Annotated in this window: 18 protein-coding genes; 4 read left to right on the forward strand and 14 right to left on the reverse strand. The window is 63.8% G+C overall.

Features of this window, described 5'->3' with window-relative positions; genetic code table 11:
* Positions 1-525: 525 nt before the first annotated feature.
* A complete protein-coding gene (locus ACVOLV_RS15790; protein WP_481555208.1) occupies positions 526-2856 on the reverse strand; it encodes a TonB-dependent receptor in 2331 nt (776 codons plus the stop codon).
* 344 nt (positions 2857-3200) lie between these two features.
* Between ACVOLV_RS15790 and ACVOLV_RS15795 the strand changes: the two genes are divergently transcribed.
* From ACVOLV_RS15795 to ACVOLV_RS15805, 3 genes are all read left to right on the forward strand, one after another.
* Positions 3201-3710, forward strand: a complete 510-nt coding sequence (locus ACVOLV_RS15795) for a sigma-70 family RNA polymerase sigma factor (RefSeq protein ID WP_303747876.1) — start codon at positions 3201-3203, stop codon at positions 3708-3710.
* Positions 3711-3715: 5 nt separating this feature from the next.
* Positions 3716-4699, forward strand: coding sequence for a FecR domain-containing protein (locus tag ACVOLV_RS15800; RefSeq protein WP_481555209.1), 984 nt, complete (start codon positions 3716-3718; stop codon positions 4697-4699).
* A gap of 77 nt (positions 4700-4776) precedes the next feature.
* Entirely contained in the window at positions 4777-7926 is a 3150-nt protein-coding gene (locus tag ACVOLV_RS15805; protein ID WP_481555210.1) for a TonB-dependent receptor, read from the forward strand.
* A gap of 167 nt (positions 7927-8093) precedes the next feature.
* On the opposite strand, the gene ACVOLV_RS15810 is transcribed toward ACVOLV_RS15805, so the two are convergent.
* The 13 genes from ACVOLV_RS15810 to ACVOLV_RS15870 all read right to left on the reverse strand — a co-directional run bounded on the left by ACVOLV_RS15810 (position 8094) and on the right by ACVOLV_RS15870 (position 21289).
* Positions 8094-8843 carry an energy transducer TonB family protein gene (locus ACVOLV_RS15810; RefSeq protein WP_481555211.1) on the reverse strand — a complete coding sequence of 250 codons (750 nt, stop codon included), beginning with the start codon at positions 8841-8843 and terminating at the stop codon, positions 8094-8096.
* The gene (exbD, locus tag ACVOLV_RS15815) at positions 8840-9262 is read right to left on the reverse strand and encodes a TonB system transport protein ExbD (RefSeq protein ID WP_481555212.1); all 423 of its coding nucleotides are present in this window, start codon (positions 9260-9262) and stop codon (positions 8840-8842) included. The genes ACVOLV_RS15810 and exbD overlap by 4 nt, the downstream gene beginning before the upstream one ends.
* Before the next feature lie 2 nt (positions 9263-9264).
* Complete coding sequence (exbB, locus tag ACVOLV_RS15820) at positions 9265-9987, reverse strand: tonB-system energizer ExbB (protein WP_481555213.1); 723 nt, start codon at positions 9985-9987, stop codon at positions 9265-9267.
* A complete protein-coding gene (locus tag ACVOLV_RS15825; RefSeq protein ID WP_481555214.1) occupies positions 9984-10295 on the reverse strand; it encodes a hypothetical protein in 312 nt (103 codons plus the stop codon). The genes exbB and ACVOLV_RS15825 overlap by 4 nt, the downstream gene beginning before the upstream one ends.
* Positions 10296-10306: 11 nt before the next feature.
* Entirely contained in the window at positions 10307-10678 is a 372-nt protein-coding gene (locus tag ACVOLV_RS15830; protein WP_481555215.1) for a YbaN family protein, read from the reverse strand.
* Positions 10678-11283: a biliverdin-producing heme oxygenase gene (locus ACVOLV_RS15835; protein ID WP_481555216.1), complete on the reverse strand. Its 606-nt coding sequence runs from the start codon at positions 11281-11283 to the stop codon at positions 10678-10680. The genes ACVOLV_RS15830 and ACVOLV_RS15835 overlap by 1 nt, the downstream gene beginning before the upstream one ends.
* A 34-nt stretch (positions 11284-11317) precedes the next feature.
* On the reverse strand, positions 11318-12829 hold the full coding sequence (locus tag ACVOLV_RS15840; RefSeq protein WP_481555217.1) for a surface lipoprotein assembly modifier: 1512 nt from the start codon (positions 12827-12829) through the stop codon (positions 11318-11320).
* Positions 12830-12923: 94 nt separating this feature from the next.
* Positions 12924-13763 carry a HupA family protein gene (locus ACVOLV_RS15845; RefSeq protein ID WP_481555218.1) on the reverse strand — a complete coding sequence of 280 codons (840 nt, stop codon included), beginning with the start codon at positions 13761-13763 and terminating at the stop codon, positions 12924-12926.
* A gap of 86 nt (positions 13764-13849) precedes the next feature.
* The gene (locus tag ACVOLV_RS15850; protein ID WP_481555219.1) at positions 13850-16930 is read right to left on the reverse strand and encodes a TonB-dependent receptor; all 3081 of its coding nucleotides are present in this window, start codon (positions 16928-16930) and stop codon (positions 13850-13852) included.
* Positions 16931-17129: 199 nt separating this feature from the next.
* The gene (locus ACVOLV_RS15855) at positions 17130-18086 is read right to left on the reverse strand and encodes a FecR family protein (RefSeq protein ID WP_481555220.1); all 957 of its coding nucleotides are present in this window, start codon (positions 18084-18086) and stop codon (positions 17130-17132) included.
* A gap of 109 nt (positions 18087-18195) precedes the next feature.
* Positions 18196-18702: an RNA polymerase sigma factor gene (locus ACVOLV_RS15860; protein WP_481555221.1), complete on the reverse strand. Its 507-nt coding sequence runs from the start codon at positions 18700-18702 to the stop codon at positions 18196-18198.
* A 269-nt stretch (positions 18703-18971) separates the two neighbouring features.
* Complete coding sequence (locus ACVOLV_RS15865; protein ID WP_481555222.1) at positions 18972-19928, reverse strand: hydroxymethylglutaryl-CoA lyase; 957 nt, start codon at positions 19926-19928, stop codon at positions 18972-18974.
* Positions 19928-21289 (reverse strand): hypothetical protein, encoded by a 1362-nt coding sequence (locus ACVOLV_RS15870; protein ID WP_481555223.1) that lies wholly within the window; start codon positions 21287-21289, stop codon positions 19928-19930. Before ACVOLV_RS15870 ends, ACVOLV_RS15865 begins: the two co-directional genes overlap by 1 nt.
* A gap of 136 nt (positions 21290-21425) precedes the next feature.
* Between ACVOLV_RS15870 and ACVOLV_RS15875 the strand changes: the two genes are divergently transcribed.
* The gene (locus ACVOLV_RS15875) at positions 21426-22841 is read left to right on the forward strand and encodes an aminotransferase-like domain-containing protein (RefSeq protein ID WP_481555224.1); all 1416 of its coding nucleotides are present in this window, start codon (positions 21426-21428) and stop codon (positions 22839-22841) included.
* The last annotated feature ends 69 nt before the right edge of the window (positions 22842-22910 follow it).

Genomic DNA, 22910 nt, shown 5'->3' on the forward strand with positions numbered 1-22910 from the left:
GAATTTGTAGGCTTGCCGGGTCTTGCTGGTGATCTTGCCTGCAGACATGACTGTCTCCCAATGCCGCCCCCAACAGAGGCTAGCTCTGTCTAGGAAATCCTGGGAACTCCAGGCCCGCCAGTCAAAGAGGCGCGCAAATCGGCGCTGCGCTTTTCATTGGTCGGCTAACTGGATCTAGGGGATGGTGGTTGCTTATGGCAAGTTCAGCAAGAATTACACCTTGTGGATCGCAACCCTCGTCACAAGATCGAATGGGGGCATGCATGGGGGTATTGCGAATCGAATGAGTATTTGAATGCCATAATAATCAGTCGGATAGGTTGTAAATTTGAATCCCTCCGGGCGCGCCAGATTGAAGTCCGGGCCAGTCCCAGGACAGCACAAACCCCGGAGAAATCCGGGGTTTATGCTTTTCTGCCATTCGGTGCGCTCTGGCACAGTCGCGGAGGCCTGTATGAGGAGATGCAGCGCTAAAGGAGCAGAGCCAAGCCGGCGACAGGGCTCTGCGTGTCTGCTTCAGGGACCTCAGAGGTTGACGCGCAAGCCAAGCTGGAATGCACGGCCCGGCAGGGGCGCGATGTATTTCAACGGCGAGTTGTGCGGACGTGCCTCGGCGTCGAGCAGGTTCGAGCCATTGAGGAACACCTCGATCGCGCTTACGTAGCCACCACGCGGCTGGAAACGGCGGCTGACCTGCATGTCCAGCATGTTGAAGGCATCCAGGGGGACTTCCTCGCTGACATTCTTCCCCAGGTACTTCTGCTTGTCGTAGTAGGTGCTGGAGATGCCGGCCTTCCAGTCGCCCTTCTGCCAGCCGATGTTTGCACCGTAGCGGTTGGTTGGCATGTTGGGCAGGTACTGGCCGTCGTTGTGTGCCCGCAGCGAATCCGGATGGTCCGCACGGTTCTTCACCAGGTCGGAGAACGCGGAGAGGTTCAAGCTGCCCCAGCGGCCGAGTTCCAATGCCTGCGAGACCTCAATCTCGAAGCCCTTCACCGTGGCGTCGGTCTGCTTCCAGTACTTCAGCGGCAGGCGATTGGCGGTCTGCAGGCCGGAATAGCCTTGGTAGAGATAGTTCTCGTACTTCATGACATAGCCGGTCGCGGAGATGTCGAAGCCGCGGTTGTTGAACAGCAGGGCGAATTCAACGTTCCTGGCGCGTTCGGGCTGCAGGTCCTGGTTTCCTTCTTCCTGGGTCATGACCGAGTAGTGGGCGTTGCTGGCGTACAGCTCATTGACGTCCGGTGCCCGTTGCGACGACGCGTAGCGGGCCTTGGCACTGAGGTGGCTTCCGAGCGCTACAAGCGCGCCAAAGGTGTAGCTGTTGAGCGTGAACGACCTGTCCTCGAGCTTTGAATTGGCCGAGTTGCGTGAGGTCTTGAAGGCACTGCTGCGGATGTCGTGATCCACGCGCTCGTGGCGGAACCCGGCATCGAAGGAGGCCGCGGCGAAGTCGAGGCTCTGTTTCAGGAACACCGCATTGGTCACGCTCTGCACATCGGGCAGGTAGCGCAGTGCGCCGCTGCCGCTGATATCGCGCGTGCGCTGGCTGAGCCCGAGCAGGCCGCTGAGCGGACCGGCATGGCGCTGTGCAAGCAGCGCTTCGGCCTGGTAGGTATCGAACTGGTACTCGTTGGCCTTGCTTGTCCCCAGCTGTTCGGCCGAGGTGTTGCTGATCTGCGACATGCGCAGGTCAGCGCTTTCAAACAGTGGGAATGGGTCCTGCACGTTGGCCTGCAGCGCGTACTTGGTCTGCTTGAGCACCACGCCGACCGGGCGGCTCTGGCTGTGGTCGGCACCGAAGGACAGGTTGTCCATCGAGAAGCCCGGCACCCCGTACTCGCTGTCCTTGGCGTCGATGCTGATGCCGACGTAGCCGCGGTCGAAGAAGTAGGTGCTACCGGCGGCAAGGTGTGAGTTGCGGAAGTAGCTGTTGCCCAGGGTGCCGCGGAAGTTGGGGGTGACGTCGCGGTTGATCTTGTTCTGCACATACGAAGGCGTGCCCGCCACATAGTCCGGGTTTGCCGGGTTCACGTAGGTCTTGCCCTGCCAGACCGATGACGGCTGGTTGGTATAGAAGGAGAAGCTGCCGTCCGCCCAGTCCGGGTTCTCGGTCATGAACTGGTCGATGTAGGGCTGCGATGCCTTGTTGTAGACCTGCTGGATGCGGGCCTCCTTCTGGCAGCTGTCGGCCAGGCCGCTATTGACCCCGCCGCCAGCTGGGAACAGCTGGCTGTCGCAGACACTGGCCTTGCTGTTGCCGGGGATGTCGTAGTGCGAGATGCGCTGGTGCGACATCTGCAGGTTGGTGGACAGGTTGCGCTGGTTGTTGAAATTCATCCGGAAGCCCTGCGCATCGGCAGCGTTGAAACCCTGCCTGAGCACCAGCTCCATCTCCTGGTCCTTGTCCTCCATCTTGGTGGAGATGATTCCAGAGTCGACATCGACGCTGCCGCCGATCGCATTGCCGCCGTGACGGACGCTGTCCGATGACTTGTTGACGCTGATGCTGCGTACGAACAGCGGGTCGAAGGGAATGGCGATGTCGCCGCTGAGTGCGTTCATGCCAAGGATGGACTGGCCATCTTCCAGCACCTGCACGCGGTTACCGCCCAGGCTGCGGATGACCGGCGCACCAGCATTCGGGCCGAAGGCGCTGTTCTGCACGCCTGGCACGCGTTCCAGCATGCCGCCCAGGGTGCGGTTCTGCGTCTGGGAGTTCTCGACGACAACGATGCTGTCGATCTTTGAAGCCTTGTCTGCCCGGACCTTGACGGTGGGCAGGGTGGTGTCGTCTGCGGCGTAGGCGCTCTGGACAACGAGCAGCACGGCGGCCGCAAGTACGTGTTGACGCATGGATCATCCCCGTGAAAATGGAATGTTATAATATATCGATACAGCGAAAGAGGAAGCCCTTTGCTGCCTGATCGGGGTGTGGCATCGCGTGTTGCGGCGTTTGCACGGGGGATTGCTTGCTTTGTGCGGTCCACTCGGTCGGGGGCCGCGGGCCAGATTCGAGGCGGCAGGCCCCTCTTCGCCCGCTCCACCGACACGGCGGCAAAGCGCCCGAACAGCCGAACAGTCGGATCGAATAGCTTCGCTGCCTGCAAACCGCTGTTGCCGCGCCCGACCGCAGGCCGGGTTTGCCTATCGCCCCTGATTTATCGGATGATAGTGATTCCTATTCGCAATATTTACCCATGGCCAACGCTTCGCCGGCACCGGCGCCTGATTCCCTGCAGGGCCTGTACGTCGCGCACCATGGCTGGTTGCTGCAGTGGCTGCGGCGCCGCATGTCCGCGGACGAGGCAGCGGCGGACTTGGCGCAGGACACCTTCGTGCGTCTGCTGCAGAAGCCACAGCTGCCAGCGCTGGAACAGCCGCGCGCCTACCTGACCCGGATTGCCAATGGCCTGGTCATCAACCTGTGGCAACGCCGCGCGCTGGAGCGGGCATGGCTGGAAGTATTGGCCAGTCTGCCGGAGGCGCTGGTGCCCGATGAGGAACAGCGGCAGATCGCGCTGGAAGCGCTGATGCGCATCGACCGCATGCTGGATGCGTTGCCTGCGCGGGCACGCGAGGCCTTCCTGCTGTCACAGCTGGACGGGCAGACCTATGCGGTGATTGCCACCCGCATGGGTGTCACCGAGCGCACCATCAAGCGCGACATCGTGCTGGCGATGGCCGCCTGCCTCGAGGCCATGGACTGACTCGCATGCAGGACGCTGCGCCCAGAGCTGACACCCCCATTCCCGCGCCGGTGTTGCGCGAAGCAGCCGAGTGGCTGTTGCGTTTCCGCGAAGGCGAGCTCGATGCCAGGGAGCGCGCCGCGTGGCAGCGCTGGCTGGCCAGCAACGACACGCATGCGCGCGCCTGGCATCGCGCAGAGCGCCTGGCGGGCTTGTTGGACGAGGTACCCGGCGCGGTGGGTAGTGCGCCACTGCGGCAGGCGCGACGCAGCCTGCAGGGCCGCCGCGCTGCGTTGGCGGCCATCATGGGAATGATGGTCGGTGCGCCGCTGGCGCGCCTGGCGTGGCAGCGCGAGACTTGGCAGTACCTTGTTGCCGATACCAGCACCGCTATCGGCGAACGCCGCGCGCTGCGGCTTGAGGATGGCAGCGAACTGCTGCTCAACACCGATACGCGGATCGCGCTCGGCTTCAATGAGCAATTGCGGCAGGTGCAGTTGCTGCGAGGCGAATTGCTGCTGCAGGAAGCGGCGGATGATCGCGTTCCAGCGCGGCCCTTGCTGGTGCAGCTGCGCAACGCGCACCTGCTTGCGGTGGGCGCGCGTTTTGCCGTGCGCATGTGGGATGACCATGCGCGGGTGGCGGTGGAGCAGGGCGCGGTGCGGATCCAGCTCGGTGATCGCGGCGATGTCACGCAGCTGGTGAGCGCAGGCCAACAGGCGCTGTTCAACGCAGCGGGCATCGGCCCCGTCACTGCGCTCCAGCGCAACAGCCTGGCCTGGGTGCGGGGCGTACTCAACGCCGAAGCCATGCCGTTGGGCGAACTGTTGTCCGAACTGGCGCGTTATCGCTCCGGCGTCGTGCGTTGTGATCCGGATATCGCCGGCCTGCTGGTGTCCGGCGTGTTCCAGCTGGACGACACCGATACCGTGCTCGCCCTGCTGCAGGCGGGTTTCCCGCTGCGCGTGCGCTACCGCAGCCGCCTGTGGGTGATGGTCGACCCCGCCTGAGCCGGGGATGTCCCTTTTTGCCGGTTGGGCGGGCAAGGAAGTGAACCCTTTCAACTCCTTCTGTCACGGACCCCGCCATGTCTTCGCGTCCCCCTGTTGTCCGAACCTCGCTGGCGCTCGCCTGCCTGGTCGCCCTCGCACTGCCGCTGCCACAACTGGTTTTTGCCCAGAACAATGCAGCCGCGGTTGGCGGGGGCAATGTCAGCTTCAATCTCCCGGCTGCGCCGTTGGCGCAGGCACTGAACGATACCGCCACCGCTGCTGGTGTTTCGTTGAGTTATGACCCGGCGTTGGCAGCGGGTCGCTCCGCGCCGGCATTGCAGGGGCGCTATACCGTGCGCGCAGCGCTTGCGCGGCTGTTGCAGGGCACGGATCTGGTGGCACGCGAAGTGAGCCCGGGTGCGTGGAGCATCCAGCGCATGGCCAGCGCCGATGGTGATGCGGTAGTGATCGGCACGCTGCGGGTTGGCGGCGACCGTTCAGCCGATCCCACTGGCATCGAGCGCGACGAGCGCGGCTATGACGATGTCTACGATCTTGACCTGTCCACCGTCTACGCCGGGCGCGAGCAGATCGAACGCTACAAGGGCGCTGCACCGGCCGACATCTTCAAAGGCATGGTCAACGTCTACAGCGGCGACGCCCGCAACAGCGGCGCGTTGGATCCCAACATCCGCGGCATCCAGGGCCCGGGTCGCGTGCCGCTCACCATCGATGGCACCGAGCAGGCGCTGACGGTCTGGCGCGGCTACATGGGCGCCAACAACCGCAACTACATCGATCCCAGCCTGATAGGCGGCATGCAGGTCATCAAGGGCCCGGCGATGCTGCGCGGTGCCAACACCTCGGTAGGCGGCGCGGTGCAGATCAAGACGCTGGACGTCGACGACATCCTGCTGGAAGGCGAGAGCTTCGGCGGTGAACTGAAGATGGAGGCCAGCGACAACGCCATCGATCCGAAGTTGCCGACCCTGTTGACCGGCAAGCCGATCGGCAGCGTGCCGGGTTTCCCGGCCAGCCAGGTCAACTTCTACGACCCGACCCTGTACCAGCATCCGCGCACCAGCGGCAGCGGCAGCTTCGGCAATGACCAGGCCTGGCGCCTTGCGCTGGGCCTGCGCAAGGAAAACTTCGACCTGATGGCGGCCTACGCCTTCCGCGAGAAGGGCAACCACTTCGCCGGCAAGCATGGCAGCTCGTTCTATGACAACGAACCGACCACCAGCTGGGACTACGTGCCCTACCTGGCCAAGGTCTATGTGCCGGGTTCGGAGATCCTCAATTCCTCCAGCCGCATGGAGTCGTGGCTGGTCAAGGGCACCTGGCGCTTGAGCGACAGCCAGGTGCTGCAGCTCAATGTGCGCGACACGCAATCGCGCTATGGCGAAATCATGCCCTCGCGCATCCAGTGGGCCAGCACCGTCACCGAGGGCATCCCGCAGTGGCCGCTGAGCCAGGTGGATGCGCGCGCGGTGAACCTGGAATACAAGTGGCGTCCGGGCCTGGACTGGGTAGATCTGCGTGCCAACCTTTGGCGCACCGATACCGACAGCGCGACCTACAGCAGCGGCGGCCTGCCGAACGACCGCATGAACTGGTACAACGACGTCGACAAGGTCTATGTCACCCCGGACCACTTCCGCAATACCGCGATCGCCAACAGCAAGAACGCGCGCACCGGCTTCTCGTTCGACAACAAGATGCAGCTGAGCGACAGCCTGGACCTGACGGTCGGTGGCAACCTGCAGAAGGAAACCCTGAGTTCCAAGGACGCCTACAACGATCCGGAGATCACCGGTTATTGGCGTGGCAAGCCGCGCGCCGGCTGGCGTCGTGAGTACGATCTGAGTGCCTTGTTCGAATGGCGGCCGATCGACAAGCTGCTGCTCAGCGCCGGCGTGCGCTACCAGAACTGGCAGTCGTTCGATGAGTTCCTCGCGCGGCAGCAGCGGGCTGGCGTGCTGCCAACCAGTAGCCAGGAGTCCTCGGGCCGGGTGATGAAGTGGAACACGTTGGAGCACTACACCCAGGCCGAGATCGACACTTCGATCGAGCAGATGACCAGCCTGGTGGAAAGCCAGTGGTCCTTCTACGAGGAGTTCTTTGGCTATACGCGTGAGCAGTTTGTGGCAGAGATATTGAACCCGTCCCTCGACGAAGTCCGCAGCCGCACCACCTACACCGCCAACAACGAAATGCTGTGGAAGCACGATGGCCAGGGCCGTTACAACCGCGCTGACAATCCCTGCATCAATGGCGCCATCGACTTCAGCAACGTTGAGCTCAGCGGCGGCCGCAAGTGCTGGTCCGATGCGCCCTATCCTGGGCAGAGCGTCAATGGCGAGTTGATTCCCTTTGCCACCGTCGACAACACCGCGCGCAGGCAGCGCGGTGCTGGCTGGGTGCCGTCGTTCGCGGCAACCTACGAGCTCAGCGAGCACAGCCGTGTCTATCTTCGCCACAGCCAGGTGCGCCGCTTCCCGGCCTTGTTTGAAAGCACCATTGGCTTCTCCAGCATCCAGGACAGCTACGGCCTGAAGCCGGAACACGCCTACAACACCGAGTTGTCGTGGGTGCAGGACTTCGGCCAGATGCTGGACGGCAATCCGCTGGCGGACCTGAAGATCGCCTACTACCATCACCGCACCCGCGATGTGATCGAGCGCAGCCCGCAGCTGACCTTCTCCAACATCGACGAACAGACCATCCGTGGCGTCGAGGTGCAGGGGCGCTTCGACAACGGTCGCTTCTTCACCGACATCAGTGGTGCATGGAACCTGGAAAACCGCGTCTGCGATGAGCACACCGCGATGCTGTTGGACAATACCGGCGGTGTCTCCAACTGCGTCGAAACCGGCTTCGTCGGTGGCTACCTGGTGACCATGGCGATCCCACGCTACACCTTCAACTGGACGGTGGGCACGCGTCTGTTCGACGGCAGGCTGGAGCTGGGCAGCCGCATCGTCCACCACGCGCCGCAGGAAAGCGTGTTCAAGGACAACTACGGCACCCAGTCGGCGACGATCTCCTATTACCTCAACACGCCGCTGCAATGGGGCCGCATCACCACGTATGACGCTTACGCCACGTGGCGCGTCAATGACCGCGCGACGGTAGAAGTGGTGGGGACCAATCTGGGCAACCTCTACTACATCGACCCGCTGACCCGCTCGTCGATGCTGGCGCCGGGCCGCACGCTGAAAGCAAGTTTCAACTATCGGTTCTGATCCAATGCGGTTTGCTTGAAAGCGCCGCATGCAATGACAAGGCCCACTCGGATGTAGATCCGAGCGGGCCTTGTCGTTTTCGCTGCAAGCAATTGCCAGCAAGGACGCATGTTGCTCATCCAGCAAGCGGACGAGCGGACTGGCGAGTGGCGTCCATGCGGCTGCCTTCAGCGAATGAAGAACTCCACGGGTGTGGTGATCTGCACTGGATCGCCTTGCACTTCATCCGGTGGTGACGGCAACGGGCTGGCGCGCTGCACGGCGGCGAGCGCCTCGCCATCCAGCAAGGCATTGCCGCTGCTGCGCGCAAGCCGCGCCCACTGCACGCCGCCACTGCGGTCCACCGCATACTCGACCAGGCTCACGCCTTCGCTGCGGCGACGCTGTGCCGCACGCGGGTAACGTTTGTAACGCTCCAGGTGCGCCAGTACCAGCGCCTGCCAGTTGGCCTGCGAAGGATTGGCGGTACCGGCCGAGGATTGCCGGGCGGTGTAGCGGGTGCTGTTGGGCGCCTGCACGCTGGGTTGTGCAGTTGATTGCAGCACCTCGGCAGTTTCGACCGATGCGGGTCGTTGTTCCTGACGCTCCGGCGCAGGCGGTGGCAGGGCGGCGTCTGCTGGCAGGGTCGGCGAGGGCGACGTCACTGCCGCGGTCGGTGTTGCAGCTGCCTGTGCGGGCTGCGCCTGCTGCTCCTGTTGCAGCGGTCCTGGCGCCAGATCGGTGGGAGGTGCCGGCGGTGCACTCGGCAGTGGCGCCAGTTCCACCATCACCGCTTGTGGTGGCGAGGGCGGTGCAGGTGCTGCTGACCACGATGAGCAGATGACAGCGCCGCCCACCGCCAGCGCATGCACAGCAAGCACGATGCACAGACTGCGGCCCCAGCGTGGGCCTTCGGCTGCATGCGGTGTCGCGCTCACGGCGTGGCCTGCTCCAGCCCGACCAGGGCTACCTTCAGATAACCGGCAGCACGCAGGCTGTTCAAGGTGTCCATCAGGTCGCCATAAGCAACGCCCTTGTCAGCGCGCACGAAAATGCGTTGCTCACGGTTGCTGCTGGTGAGCGTGTCCAGCGCCGCTGCCAAGGCAGGGGCAGCAACCGGGTCCTGGTTCAAGCGCAGCGACAGGTCCTGCTGCACGGTCAGGTACACCGGTTCATCGGTGCGGGGTTGCGGCTGCGCGGTTGATGCCGGCAGGTCGACGGCGACATCCACCGTGGCCAATGGCGCGGCGACCATGAAGATGATCAGCAGCACCAGCATCACGTCGATGAAGGGCGTGACGTTGATCTCGTGGTTCTCGTCGGGCACATCGTCCTGCTCGTCGGTCCTGATCGCCATGCTCACGCCGCTCCGGATGGGTTGATGGCGCGGCGGTCGAGGTCGCGCGAGACCAGCTGTTGCACGCTGGCCGACAGATCGCCGCTATCACCACGCAGCGCTGCCAGTTGTCGGCTCAGGTGGTTGTAGATCACCACGGCGGGGATTGCCGCGACCAGTCCCAGCGCGGTGGCCAGCAAGGCCTCGGCGATACCCGGCGCGACCACCGCCAGATTGGTGGTGTTGGCCTGGGCGATGCCGACGAAGCTGTTCATGATGCCCCACACCGTACCGAACAGGCCGACGAAGGGCGCGGTGGCGCCGATGGTCGCCAGCAGGCCGGTGCCGCTGCGCAGCTGGCGCGCATGCGCGAGCTCGATGCGCTGCAGGCGCGAGCCGACCCGGTCCTTGATGCCGTCGGTGTTACCGGCCTCGGGCGAACGTTGCAGCTCGTCCTGCGCCTCGGCCAGCAATGACCAAGCGATGGCGCAGTGTTGCAGGCTTGCCGTCGAAACCGAGGTAGGGGCAGCTGCCGCCGGCAAGCTGTCTGCCATTGCCAGCAGGGTGCGTGCTTCATGCAGGCTGCGCGCTTCGCGACGCAGCTGGCGGCGCTTGGCCAGCAATACCGTCCACGTTGCCAGCGAGGCGACCGCCAAGCCGATCATTACTGTCTGCACCACCCAGTCGGCATGCAGGAACATCTGCCACGGGCTGAGGTTGCTTGGCAGGCCGGCGTGCATGCTCATTCCTGCACCCCGACGATGGCAGGGGGCGCCGCCCCGTGTGCAGCACGGGCGGATGGCAGCAGACCGGCGGCGGTCAAGGTCGACAAGGTGTTGTAGAAGGCGCTGGTGGAGACATGCATGCCGCCCTGTTCTACGGCAGCGGCATGCAACAGCTGTGGACTGAGGCGGCCATGCGCGGCGAGCACCAAGGGGGCCAGCCGCAAGGTGGCGATCCGCGCCGAGGTCACCCGGATGCCGGCACCGCGCAGTATCGCTGAGTGGATGTTGCGGACCGGCAGCGGCAAGTTGCCTGAAGTTGTCAGGGGCATGATCGGAATCCTCAAGGGGTGAGCGCACGCGGTGCGGGGCGCGACAGCACATAGCTGGCGCTGGCAATGAAGAACAAGCCGATGCCCAGCGCCAGCTTCCAGCTTGGATGGGCGGTGCAGAAGAAAATCAGATAGCCAACTGCCATGCCGATCGCGGCGAAGGCCTTGCCCTTGGCGCTGACCGCGCCCTGCTCACGCCATAGGCGCAGGCTGTGGCCGTAGCGCGGATGCTGCAGCAGGTAGCGTTCGAGCCTTGGCGAGGAGCGCGCGAAGCAGGCCAGCGCCAGGATCAGGAAGATGGTGGTGGGCATCACCGGCAGCATCGCGCCGATGATGCCCAAGGACAGCATCCAGCAGCCTGCGCAGAACCAAAGCCAGCGCATCAGACGAGCGCCGGATCGGGATGCAGTTCTGCTTCCACATAGGCGCGGACGGTCTGGAACGCTGTGCGTGCACCCTCTACCACCAGGGCTTCCTGCGCGGCCGCCAGTGCTGCAGCATCCAATGCCGCAGTGAAGCTGCGCCAATGGCGCGCCGCACCGTCGGCATGTGCGGCGAGGTGGCGGGCGCCGAAGTCTGCCTGCAACTGCAGGCGCTCGCGGGCCAGCTTGAACAGCACGGTACCGCCGAGATTGGAGCCCTCGGCGACGTACAGCCAGCCCAGCGCGTTGGGCAGGGTGATGTCGGCGGCGACCGCTGGAGTGCTGCTGGCGGGAACTTCGCAGCCGAGATCCTGCAGGTCGAGTGCGATCTTTGCCAGCCGCCGGCGTTCGCCGAGATCCGGGATCAGCGCCAGCAATCCCGGATGCGAGTACAGCGCATCAATGTCGCGATGGAAGCGATACTGCACGCGCAGGAAGCGCGCGAAGCTGTCGCGGTTGGCAAAGATGTCCGCTGCCATGACCCGCTTGTCCAGGCTGTCATGGGTGCTGTGGGTGGCGGCCTTGAGCTGCTGGCTGCGCGAAATGACGGTGCTCTTGTCGTTCATGTGCAACTCCCGGTAGTGCAGGAAGTGGTGGGGGTCAGAAACTGCGTTCCAGCTTCAGGCTGGCGGTGCTGCGGTCATAGCTGTAGAGCCAGTCGACGTTGCTCGACACCACGTTGTAGCGAAGGCTCAGCAAGGGCGTGAAGCCGGCGAAGGCCAGGCGCCTGGCCTTGATGATCAGTGTGTAGTTGCGTTCGTCGTCATCGCGGCGCACACCGAGCATTGGGCTGTAGAGGTCGTAGCTGCGGCGCCGATAGGAGGCGAACAAGGTGTGGCTGAAGCCTTGCGGCCACTGCAGCGACGCACCAATACGTGCACCGAGCGAGCGGTAGCCGTTGCTGCGGTCGCGGGAGTCACTGTCCAGCGCATCGATACCGCCAAATGCCATCCAATGGCTGCCAAGACTGCGGAAATAGGTGGCTGATGCCGTGCGCTGCACGCCGTCCAGATTGAGTGCGTAATCGCGCTGCCGATAGCGCAGATCCTTCCAGTCGGCCTCCAGCTTCAGCATGGAGCGCTGGCCCGGCGTCCAGCTCCACTCGGCATGCACGCCAGGTGCACCAAACAGGGCGCTGTTGCCCAGCGCGTAGTAGTCGAAAGACGGTGCCAGTGCGACGTTGTGGCGCGCACTGCGGAAGCTGTAACCGACCTGCAGCGCTGCGTTGAGCTCGTTGTAGGGGCTGTTGTCGCGGTAGTTCTGGCCGAACGCGATTGCGCGCAGGTAGACGCCATGGTGTCCGCGCAGTGCATGCCGCTTGTTGAGGGTGGCGTCGTAGTCGATGCCGGTGGCGGTGATCGCCTCAGGTAATTTGCGCTCGATCAGGCAGTCGCCGGTGATCAGCAGCAATAGACAGGTACGACTGGCCGAGGTGCGGTTGGCGTTGTCGGTCCAGCTCGGTCCGGCCGCGTAGGAGCCGCTCCAGCGCTCACGCTGCGCCAACGCCTGACGAAAGCTGGCGATGGTGGTGCGTACGCCCTCGGTCTTGGGATCATTGGCATCGATGCTGGCACCGGCGTCGGCAAACAGCGCGTCAGCTTCGCGATCCTGCTGGTCTTCGAACAAGGTGCGGGCCAGCTCCAGCTGCGCCGGCATGAAGTCCGGTTGCAGGGCGAGCAGGGCGCGGTACTCGGCCACTGCCAGCGCGTGCTTGCCCTGGATGCGCAGCAAACCGCCCTGGGCGTAGTGCACCAGTAGTTTGTCGTGACCGGGCAAGGTCAGGTATTCGTTGAGGAAGTTTGCGGCCAGGCTCCACTGCCGCTGTTGCAGTGCCAGATACAGTGCGCGGCCCAGGTCGTCGACGTTGTGGCCGATGACATGACGCTCGCCATCGATGGTCAGCGTCGGGCGCTCGGCGTCGAGCTCATCCTTGAGCAGCTCGCGCTCGCGCGCCTGTGCTTGTTGGTCGATGTGCTGGTCGAGCAGGCGGCGGGTGTCGGCCTGCTCCTGTGCGAAGGCGACAACCGGCAACAGCAGGCCGGCCAGCAGCATTGCCGCAGGAAACGCGAAGGCAGACCGGCGTCGACGGTCGTTGGGAAAACAAGAATGCATGCAATGGCCATCGAGGGAGGCAAGGATTGGCGGACGCTGGCTGGTCCTTGCCGGTAGCAGTCGAATTACAGCGATTGACGGAAAGGCTCAGCCGTCAGTTCTTGGTGCCGCCCCAGGCGATGTTCATGGACTGCTCGCCGAAGTCGACGATGCCAGCGACAGTGGCCGCCTGTGCGCCGAAGAAGTCACCCTTCACCGTACCGGTGGCGATCACGAAGTTGCCCGGGATTACCCATTGACCGGCATTGGCCGCATCGAAGTGGCCGTTGGTGTCGAACGCGATCTGGCTGCCACTGGTGCCCAGACGGATCAACGTTGCGCCGATCGACAGGTCACCGTGGAAGGTGCGGCTGCTGAAGTTGGCGGTCAGGCTGCCGGTCAGGTTGGTGTTGGCGCCGTACTGGTGCAGGCCGGTCAGCGTGTAGCCAACCGCGGTGCCGGTGGCAGCGGTGTAACCAGTCTTGTCGCCTACGTAGTAGACCTGACGGTTCTGGTAGGTCGGGCTGCCGGTGTTGCCGTTGGTCGACCATTCGCCGAACCAGACATCGCCGGTACCAACCTTGACGAAGTTGAAGCTGCCCAGGCCCGCGTGTGCTGGGTCATTCGGATTGCCCGGCGTGCCGTTGGTGATCGGATCGTGCAGCTGGTACACGGTCATGCCCTTGTCCGTGCCCGGGTGCAGCACGGTGGCGGCACTGGACGGGGTCAGGCCCTGGAAGTCGACCTTGATGCCGGCGGCATAGCTGGAGATGCCGACGCCGGCTTTGCCAGCGGTATGCGGGCCGAACGGAACCTGTGACTCACCGACGGTGATGGTCGAGGCGCCGGAGCCATCAGACTGGGCACCAACGATGTTGGCGGCCGCAGCAGTGCCGGCCAGGGAAACCACAGTCAGGGCGACGGCGAGTTGGGAAAGACGCTTGTGCATTTTCATGATCATTTCTCTTTTGATGTGATGAAGAAAAGTTGAATTGCAGTGACGGTTCGGGTTGTGGTGGACTCCTTGGTGTTACGGGATGATCAGAAGCGCGCGGTCACGCTCAGCTTCAGCGTGCGGCCCGGCGCGGGCAGCAGCGAGCGCGTGGCGGGGTCGGCGTAATAGCGATCGCTGAGGTTGGTACCGATCAGTTCCAACTGCACGGTGTCGTTGACGCGGTAGCTGGCATAGGCGTCGAACAACCAGGTCGTATCCCAGGAGAACGGCACGTTGAACACGCCAAGGTTCTGGTTGGTGGCGTCGGCAAATGCTTCCAGGTCGCGGTTGGGTTTGCGGCGCTGGTAATAGACAACACGCGTGCCAAGTTCCAGCCGCTTGTCCAGGAAGCGCCCGCCCAGCGACCAGTTGGCCGAGGTTTCCGGCGAGGCCTGGGTCAGCAACCAGCTGCCGATGAAGCCCTGGTCCACGCAGGTTGGCGTGCTGGTGACGTTGGGGTCGATGCTGATGGCAGTGCTTTCGTCGCAGACCTCGTTCTTCAGCGTGTGTGCCACGGCCAGGTCGGTGAAAAAGCGGCCATTGTCGTAGCGGCCCTGGAACTCAATGCCCTGCACGATCTGCTTGTCGATGTTGCGGAACAGGAAATTGTTGTCACGCTCGATCAGGTCGTCGGTGCGGCGGTGGTAATAGCTGAGTTTGACGTCGGCGATGGTGTCATCGCCCAGCAGATGGCCGAGTTCCTGGATATAGCCCAGCTCGTAGCTGTAGGTGTGCTCGGGTTCCAGATCGCGGAATGGACTGACGCTGGCACCGAAGGCGATCACGCTCTCGAACATGTTCGGGTAGCGCAGTGCCTCGTTGTAGCTGAGGTAGGCGCGGCTGTAATCGGAGAAGAAGCCGGTGATGGTCAGCGAGGGCGCCCAGCCGCGGTCACGCCGCTTCTTGGCCACAGCGTAGCCGGAGGCGATCGGGTTGGCGGTGGGGCCGATGACACACCCCTTGCTTGCATAGAAGTCGGCTACGCCGTTGAGCGCGCCGTTGCTGCAGGGGTTGTCGATGCGATGGAATCTTCCGTCGGCGTCCGGAAGCCATTGCGCGGTGTTCAATGTGGCGAGGTTTGTGATTTTTTCGGCGATATAGTCTGCTTCGCTCATGCCGGGCGTAACCCCCAGGAACGAGCAGTAAAACGGCATCGTCGCGCAGGCTTGATAGCGGCTGCGCAGCTCCCGCTCAGCGTTGCTACGGGTCTGCTCAGACATGGTGTAGTAGCTGGCCTGGTAGCCGGATATCGAGGCCCTGAACTGGTTGGGGTGGTCAGCGAGGAAGTCGTCGTACGCCCAGTACGAGGAGTAGCGGGCACCGGCGTTGATCTTCAGGAAGTCGACCGGGCGCCATTCGAAGTTGAAGTTGGCGTTCCATTCCTCGCGGCGGCCGGCGCGAGGGAACATGCGCCAACTGGCGGACGGGCCGATGTACTCGTCATGCGAGCGCAGCTTTTCGTGCTGGAAATCGCCGCCGACGGTCAGGTCCAGCGTATCGCTGAGCCGGAACAGATTGCTCAGGGTCAGGCCGTTGCGCGTATTGGTGGAATCATCCAGCGCGCCGTTCATGATGATCGGCTGGGTCACCGCGTTCCAGTAGTTCGGGTAGCTGCCGGCAGTGTTGGCATTGCTGTCGGTATCGGTGCGCCACAGGTTGGCGTACAGGTCGATCCAACGGCTGTCCTGCGGCTGCCACTTGTACTCCAGGTTGTAGGCGGTGGAGTCCACCCGGCTCAATGACCACTGCGGCAGGCCGAGCGCGGTACGGTTGATGCGCGAGGGCATGATCTCGCCATAGTGCGACAGCGTGTCGCGGTAGCCGAAGCGCAGCACCTGGTCGGGCGTCGGGTTCCAGGTGGCCTTGAACAGCCAGGATTCCATCTGGCTGGAGGTATTGGTCACCTCGTCGCCCGGGCGCAGGCGGTTGGCCATGGTGATGATGTAGTCGCCGGCGCTGATGTTTTCCACCGGCTGCGAGTAGTAGCCGGCGCCGCGCTTGCCGGCGAAGTAATTGCCGCGGTCGCGGTAGGCATAGGCGCCGAACAGGCTGAGCGTGTCCGACTTCCAGCCCAATGCCAGCCGATAGGCGTGGTCCTCGCCATCGAAGACGTTGTAACCGCCGCCACCGGTATGCGGTTGCACGCGCAGGGTCGGGTCGTTGGCCGGGCTGCCGGTGGCCAGCTCGGGCACGTCGCGGTGGTTCATGCCGGTGTACAACTTGCCCGGCAGACGCGGCGCTACCGCATTGCTGCTGCCTTCGATCTTGAACTCGCCGCCGAACGATTCGCCTTCCGGCACCACGTCGTCAACGTCCAGTGTCTTGATCACCACGCCGCCGCCGATGCCGGTGGTGACATTGCGGGTCAGCGACGGCCCCTTGAAGATCTGCATGCCGCCGATCAGGTTGGGGTCGACGTAGTTGCGGTTGCCGATGCCGTTGTAGCCGCGCCAGGCGGTGACTGCCTGTTCGGTGCCATCGATGGTGACCGGCACGCGTCCCGGCCCTTGCACGCCGCGGATGTTGACGTCGAGTGCGCCGCTGTTGCGCGCATCACCGCTGAACACACCGGCGACGCCGTTGAGCAGGTCCGAGGGCGTGGCGCCCTTGTAGCGCTCGATCTCGGTGCGGCCGAGATAGGCGGTGGACAGGTCCAGGTCGTAGATCTCGTCCTGGCCACGCAGGTCGCGCTGCGCGCCGGTGGCCTCGATGCCCTGCTTGCCGGTCACGCTCAATGTGCCGGTGACGATGGATGTGCTGGCACCTGCAGCAGCGCCGCCGCTGCGCGTGACCACGGCGGTGCCGGGTTCGCGCCATTGCCAAGCCAGTCCGCTGCCGGCCAGCAGTTGATCCAACGCCTGCGCCGTACTGAGTCGGCCTTTGATGGCTGTGCCCTGCAATCCACCGACATCGCTGGACACAAACAGGATGCGGACCCCGCCCTGGTCAGCCAATCGGGTCAGCGCGCTGTCCAGCGACTGTGCCGGCACATCAAACGCGACGCTTTGGGTGGCACCGGGATTGCTGGTCTGCGCGGCGGCATGCAGTGGTGCAGCGAGTGCCAAGGCGATGCTGACCGCCAGAAGGGCGGGCAGTCGTGAAGAACGGGAGTGGCTGGAAGGGCTCATGGGTCCGACGGCAGAAGAGGAAGAGGACGCCTGGATGTACTGGCGTTGACTTTGTGAGAATAAGTCTCATTCCTATAGACGACCGACGCAGGCAAAACTTGCAGCGTCAGCCGCAAAAATTTTTCTGCTTGCCCATGTCCCCGCGTGGCGGACGATTGCGGGGTTACCGCGCTGGCGTGCAGCTCAGCGGATCAACTGTTCAGCGGATCAGGGTCAGCAGCGGCAGCCGGGTCACTTCCGCACCGGCCAGCGCCGCGATATTGCGCAGCGCTGCGTCGATGTCATCCAGTTCGAACACGCCGGTGAGCTGCAGCTGCTGCAGTGCCTGGCCAAGCACGACGATGCGTCCCGGCACATGCCGCTGCAGTTCGTCGGCGATTTCCGATACGGACTGCTGGTTGAAGATGAGTTTGCCGCGTACCCAGGCGGTCAATGCACCGGCATCGACGTTCTCGGCCTGGCCAAGGACATCGGCGCTGAAGGCAACACGCTGGTTGGCGATCATCTCGATACGGCCACCGGCCTGGTTGCGCAGTTGGGCCAGGCCGGAGACCACGGTCAAGGTGCTGCGGCGTGCTTCACGGTGCAGGGCAAAGCGGCCGACGCTGCAATGGACGCTGCCATCGCGGCTCTCGATCACGAAGGGCCGCTGCGGATCGGGCGCGACGTCGAACAGCAGCTCTCCGGCGGCCACCGAGACAGTGCGGCGGACGTTGGAGAAGGTCTGCGAAAACGCACTCTCACTGTTGAGCCAGGCGGTCGATCCGTCACCAAGCGAGGCCTGGCGGCGCTGCCCGATGCGGGTGCTGTGGTCGGCAAGCACACCGCTGACCGGCCCCAGCAGGCCGGTACCAACCACACCGGCCAGCGCTGCCGCCGACAGGCCGCCGGCCAGCACCGCGCGTCGGCTGATCCGCCGTGGCGCGGGCGTCAGTGCCTGCACCCAGTGGCGGTGCTCGGCGGCCAGCGCGGTGTGGCCAACCCCGTCGAGCAGGGCGAAGGCCTGCCGCGCCGCCTCAGCATGGGCCGGCGAGCGCTGGCACCAGTGTTCGAATGCCGAGCGATCGGCCGCAGACGGCCGCGCACCCAGGCGGATTACCCACTGGATGGATTCGTCACTGAGCGCATTGTTCCGGGATCGGAAGCGGTCGAACATCGGGCGTGGCTATGCGGGCTGCGCTGGGGAAAGAAGGTTACCTATCCATACGACGTTTGGGCGAGGCCAAAGTTGCAGTGCTTGTGGCCAGCATCTCTCATCTTTGGTTTCAGAGTGGCCCGAGGCGGTCGCGGCAATGCCGTAATGCCTGGGCCAGGTATTTGGCGACCATGCTCTCCGAGACCCCAAGCCGCTGCGCGATCCGCGCATGCGACAGGCCGTCGACGCGGAACAGCAGCAAGGCCAGGCGGGCGTTGGGCGGCAGCTCGCGCAGGGCATCGTCGAGTTGTCGCAGGCGGTCCTGGGCGATGGCGTTGCGCTCCGGGCTGGCGATCGGGTCGGCCTGCTGCGGATCGGGCTCGCCGCTGCCGCCTGCGCGCTGCTCGCGGCGGGCAACGTCGATGGCCAGGTTGCCGGCGACCCGGAAAATGAACGCACGCTCGTCGCGGATCTGCTCCTGTTGCTGGCGGCTGTCGGCCTCGAGCAGGCGCAGATAGGTTTCCTGCATGACCTCTTCGGCACGGGTGCTGTCGCCGGTGCGTCGGCGCAGATGCCGCTTCAACTCACTGTAGAGGTTGAGGAAGGCGTCGATCAGACGTGTGCTGGGCGCCGTCATCGGTACGAACGCACGCTGCGGGATGGCCGTTGCAACCTGCAGGCGGGCGCGGGATGGGGCGGGGCAAAGGCCTGGCGCTGCTGCTTCCGGCAGCACGGCCAAGGGCTCGACGACAGCGGCATGGGAGCTTCTCCACGGCGCTTGGCGCCGTCACGGTGTGGTCGGCTGGCCGCTCTGCTCGCTGACCGGCACATCTTACTTTCATCGGCGATGGCGTGTCAGTCGCGCGCTTGATCCGACAGTGTTCCAGCCAGCATGGATACTGCCCCTCACACCGCCCAAGCCTGCGCGGCATCCCGGTAGTGCTTGCTGCGCGCCCGGATTGCCCTGCCGACGCGCGACTCGGTGCGGCGCTCAAGCATGCAGTCGATGTAATCAGCAGCAAGCAGCAGGCCATCCAGATCGGCGCTGCAGTGGATTCCCAACCCGGAGAGCAGATGGACCAGGTCTTCGGTGGCAAGGTTGCCTGCCGCGCCCGGTGCATGAGTGTCGCCGCCAAGCCCGGAGATGGCGCTGTCGAATGCGCGTATGCCGTGCTCCAGTGCCGTGATGACGTTGGCGATGGCCAGCCCGAAGGTGTCGTGGAAATGCCCGGCCAGGCGATGCATTGGAACTTCGCTGGCGCAGGCCCGCAACAGCACGCCAATACTTGCAGGGGTGGCGGAGCCACAGGTATCGCACAGGCTGACCTCGCGACAGCCCATGTCATGCAACCTGCGCACGATACGGGTGACGGTGACCGTCGGCACCGCACCGCTCAGCGGGCAATCGACGATGGTCGCCAGCGTGGCGCGCACCTGGATGCCGAGCGCCAGGGCGCGCCCGGTGATTTCATCGGCGCGGCGCAGGCTTTCAGCGATGCTGCAGCCGAGGTAGGCGCGGCAGTAGGCGTCCGATGCCGCAGACACGACGGTGATGTCGCGGCAGCCGCCGGCGACTGCCATCTGCAGTTGCTGCATGCCGGCAACCACGGCCGAGCGGACGCGGTTGAGCGGCGGCGGCCCAAGCAGGTCGCAGAGTGCGGCGGTATCAACCATCTGCGGCATTTGCCGCGATGAGGCGAACGTGCCAAGTTCCAGCTCCTTGATGCCGGCCGCCTCCAGCAACTCGACCAGGTTCATGCGCACGCTGGTGGGCAGCACTTTTCTCTGGCGCTCAAGCCCCCGGCTTGCGCCTATCTCGATGATGCGCACGTGGTCTTGCTGTGCATGGTCCTCTTCGCGCATTACTGCGCCCTCATCCTGTCCAATCCAGCAACCGCACTATCGAAGCGGAAGATCCGCGCACGCAGCATGGATTGCACCAAAAGTTCGATCTCGCTGCCACGCGCCCCTGCCATCAATGCCAGATCCCGTGCATGCTGGGCAGGGTTGCTTTGCACGATGGCCTCGGTCGCATGCGCATGCAGGCTGGCAATGCTCTGCGCCAGTGCAATGGCAGCGACCGCTTGCTCGATTGGGTGCATCTCCCGGACTGACTCAGCTGCAGCGCTGGTGGAGGTGTGCGCTGGCGGCGACACAGTGTCAGCCAGATGGTCCATCTGCAGGGGCAGGGCGATTCTTCCGGACAGATGCCCGTGATGATCGCGGTGCCAGCTGGCCAGTGATGCGCCTTGGTCAAGCTGCGGCGCACTTGGCCCAGGTGCATGACGTACGCGGCGATCGATGGCGCCCACTGCAGCATAGACAGCATTGGCCACAGCCTTGACCTCCCTGTTGCGTGCACTGACGAGCGCGGCATCCCTGCAGGTGGAATGGTGCAGATCCACCAGACGTCTTGCCATCGCATCGGCCTGGGTCCGGTTGAGCGAGAAGCTGTCGGCATTCAGTGTCAGCTGCGCGCACAGCAGTTTCCGTTCGGCGACGCCGCTGATTTCGATGCGGCCGCTCTTGCCGTGGGACAACTGTTCGATCAGCGGCGCCATCTTTGCAATCATCGAATCGATCACCGGTATGTCAGAACGATTGGGAACATCGAGCAGCAGCTCGATCTCGAGGAACGTGGTGCCCGCGCTGGAGGTGCGGACATGGGCGTCGATGTCCTTGCAGCTTCCGCTACGGGCTATCAATGTCGTGGTCAAGGTATTGGCAACGCCAATCAGCTGATTGCGTAGCTGCAGCACTTGTTGACGCGCGCGGTGGACGTCGTCGAATGCGTTGAACTGCATGCGCGCACGCAACAAGGGGCCAGCACCGAACACCTGAAATCCACCGCTGGGATGCGCCAGCCTGGCGATGGCTTGAATGACGCGTGCATGCCCCTGTTGGCACGCTGCCATCGGCATACGCAGGTTCATGCCATTCACAAGCAGGTCGTTGACGAAAGAAACGCAAGGACGGGTGTCGGCAAGATGGCCGCTACTCCTGCGCGAAACATCATTCGATGTCGATATCTCTACCGGCAACACCGGGGCGGCCGTGTGTACTGATTCGCGCGGAATGTGCGTTATCACTGACATTTCTGTCAATGACGGCCCGGATGTCGGATGTGCATTTATTGCTTTCATCTCTTGTCGCGCCGTTGCCTCGCCTGTTGGCGAGGATTGCGCAGAACAACGGCCACAATGTGCTCTGCGGGAAGCGAGCAACAGGTACAGTTTTTCCGAACAGCAAACGCGCTGTCGCGTGTCTTTCAGCTCATATCAAAATGTCTGTTTATGCTCTTTACAGAGTGCGTTGGCGCGTAGATACAGTGAGCGCCCGAAGAAATTCGTATGGATTCCTATGCGCTCTGAACCACGGAAGATTTCACTGGCGGAAAAAGTCGCCATGGACATCGGTCGGCAAATATTGGCCGGTGTTCTAAAGCCCGGAGACAAGTTGCCTTCGTTGCGCGAGTACGCGCGATTGAACGGCTACTCGAAGAACACGGTGATATCCGCTTTCGATCTGCTCGGCGAGCGAGCGCTGGTTGAGGCGCAGCATGGCAAGGGGTTCTTCGTGCGTGGCGTCGAGGCGCCACCAGAGCGTGACGTGGACGAAGAACCTGTCGGCTACAGCCGGGTGATCGATACGCTGTGGATGATGCGGCAACAGGCCATCCGCGAGCCCGGCCGGTCACATCTTGCCGAGGGCTTTCCGCCGGTCGATTGGTTGACCTATATGCGGCTTGATCGATTCCATCGGCAGGTTGCCCGCAGCGGTGTTGGCAGTTTGTTCCGTTACGGGAACCGATACGGCTACCTGCCGCTGCGGCAGCAGCTGATCCGGCGCATGGCCATGCATGGCATGGAGCTTGGGCCGCGTCAGCTGGTGACTACATTCGGTGCCAACCACGCGCTGGATCTGATCATCCGGCGTTATGTTGCGCCGGGCGACACGGTGCTGGTTGAGCAACCCGGTTACTACCCATTGTTTGGCAAGCTGCAGTTGCAGGGGGCGAAATCGGTGGCGATAACGCGGCGCGTGGATGGTCCCGATCTGGCCGAGTTCGAGGCCGCGCTGCAGACCACCAAGGCACGTGTGTTCTTCATGCAGACCACCGCCCACAACCCTACCGGCACGGATGTCGCGCCGGAGGTGGGGAAGCGACTGTTGGAGCTGGCTGCGGCGCACGACGTGCTCATCGTCGAAAACGACGCCATGGCCGATTTCAAGCCGAACTCGGCGTTTCGCCTGTCGTCGTTGTCGCAGTTCAGGAACACGTTGTATGTCGGCAGCTTCTCGAAATCCGTCTCGGCGGCGCTGCGTAGCGGTTTCATCGCTGGCGAGAACGCGCATATCGAAGAGCTGGCTGATCTGAAGATGCTGTTGCATATCGGCAGCAGCGAGTACGGTGAGCGCGTGCTCGAGGCGATCCTGCGCGAAGGCAACTACCTGCGTCACGTTGGGCGCCTGCAGGACCGGGTACGCGCTGCCACCGCAGAGGGTCTGGAGGTGCTGCAGCGACTGGATGCAACCGTCTACGCCGCACCAGAGCAAAGCCTGTACCTGTGGGCGCGGTTCGGCGATATAGAGGACACTCGCCAGCTGACTGCCCGCCTGTTGTCGCGTGGCGTGGTGCTGGCGCCAGGTGCGTTCTTCAATGTCGATTCGGAGCAGGTATCGCCATGGACGCGGTTGAACGTTGCTTACTTGAACGACAGCGTGTTCATCGACAGCCTGCGCGAAGAACTGGATCAGACTGCGGTGGTGGCGTGACGGTGGTTTGATGTGACGCCACCGCGCACTGCCAGGGAACTGGCGGCGATGCGTGGTGGTGCCGGCTGG

The sequence above is a fragment of the Stenotrophomonas sp. STEN023 genome (assembly GCF_056760135.1).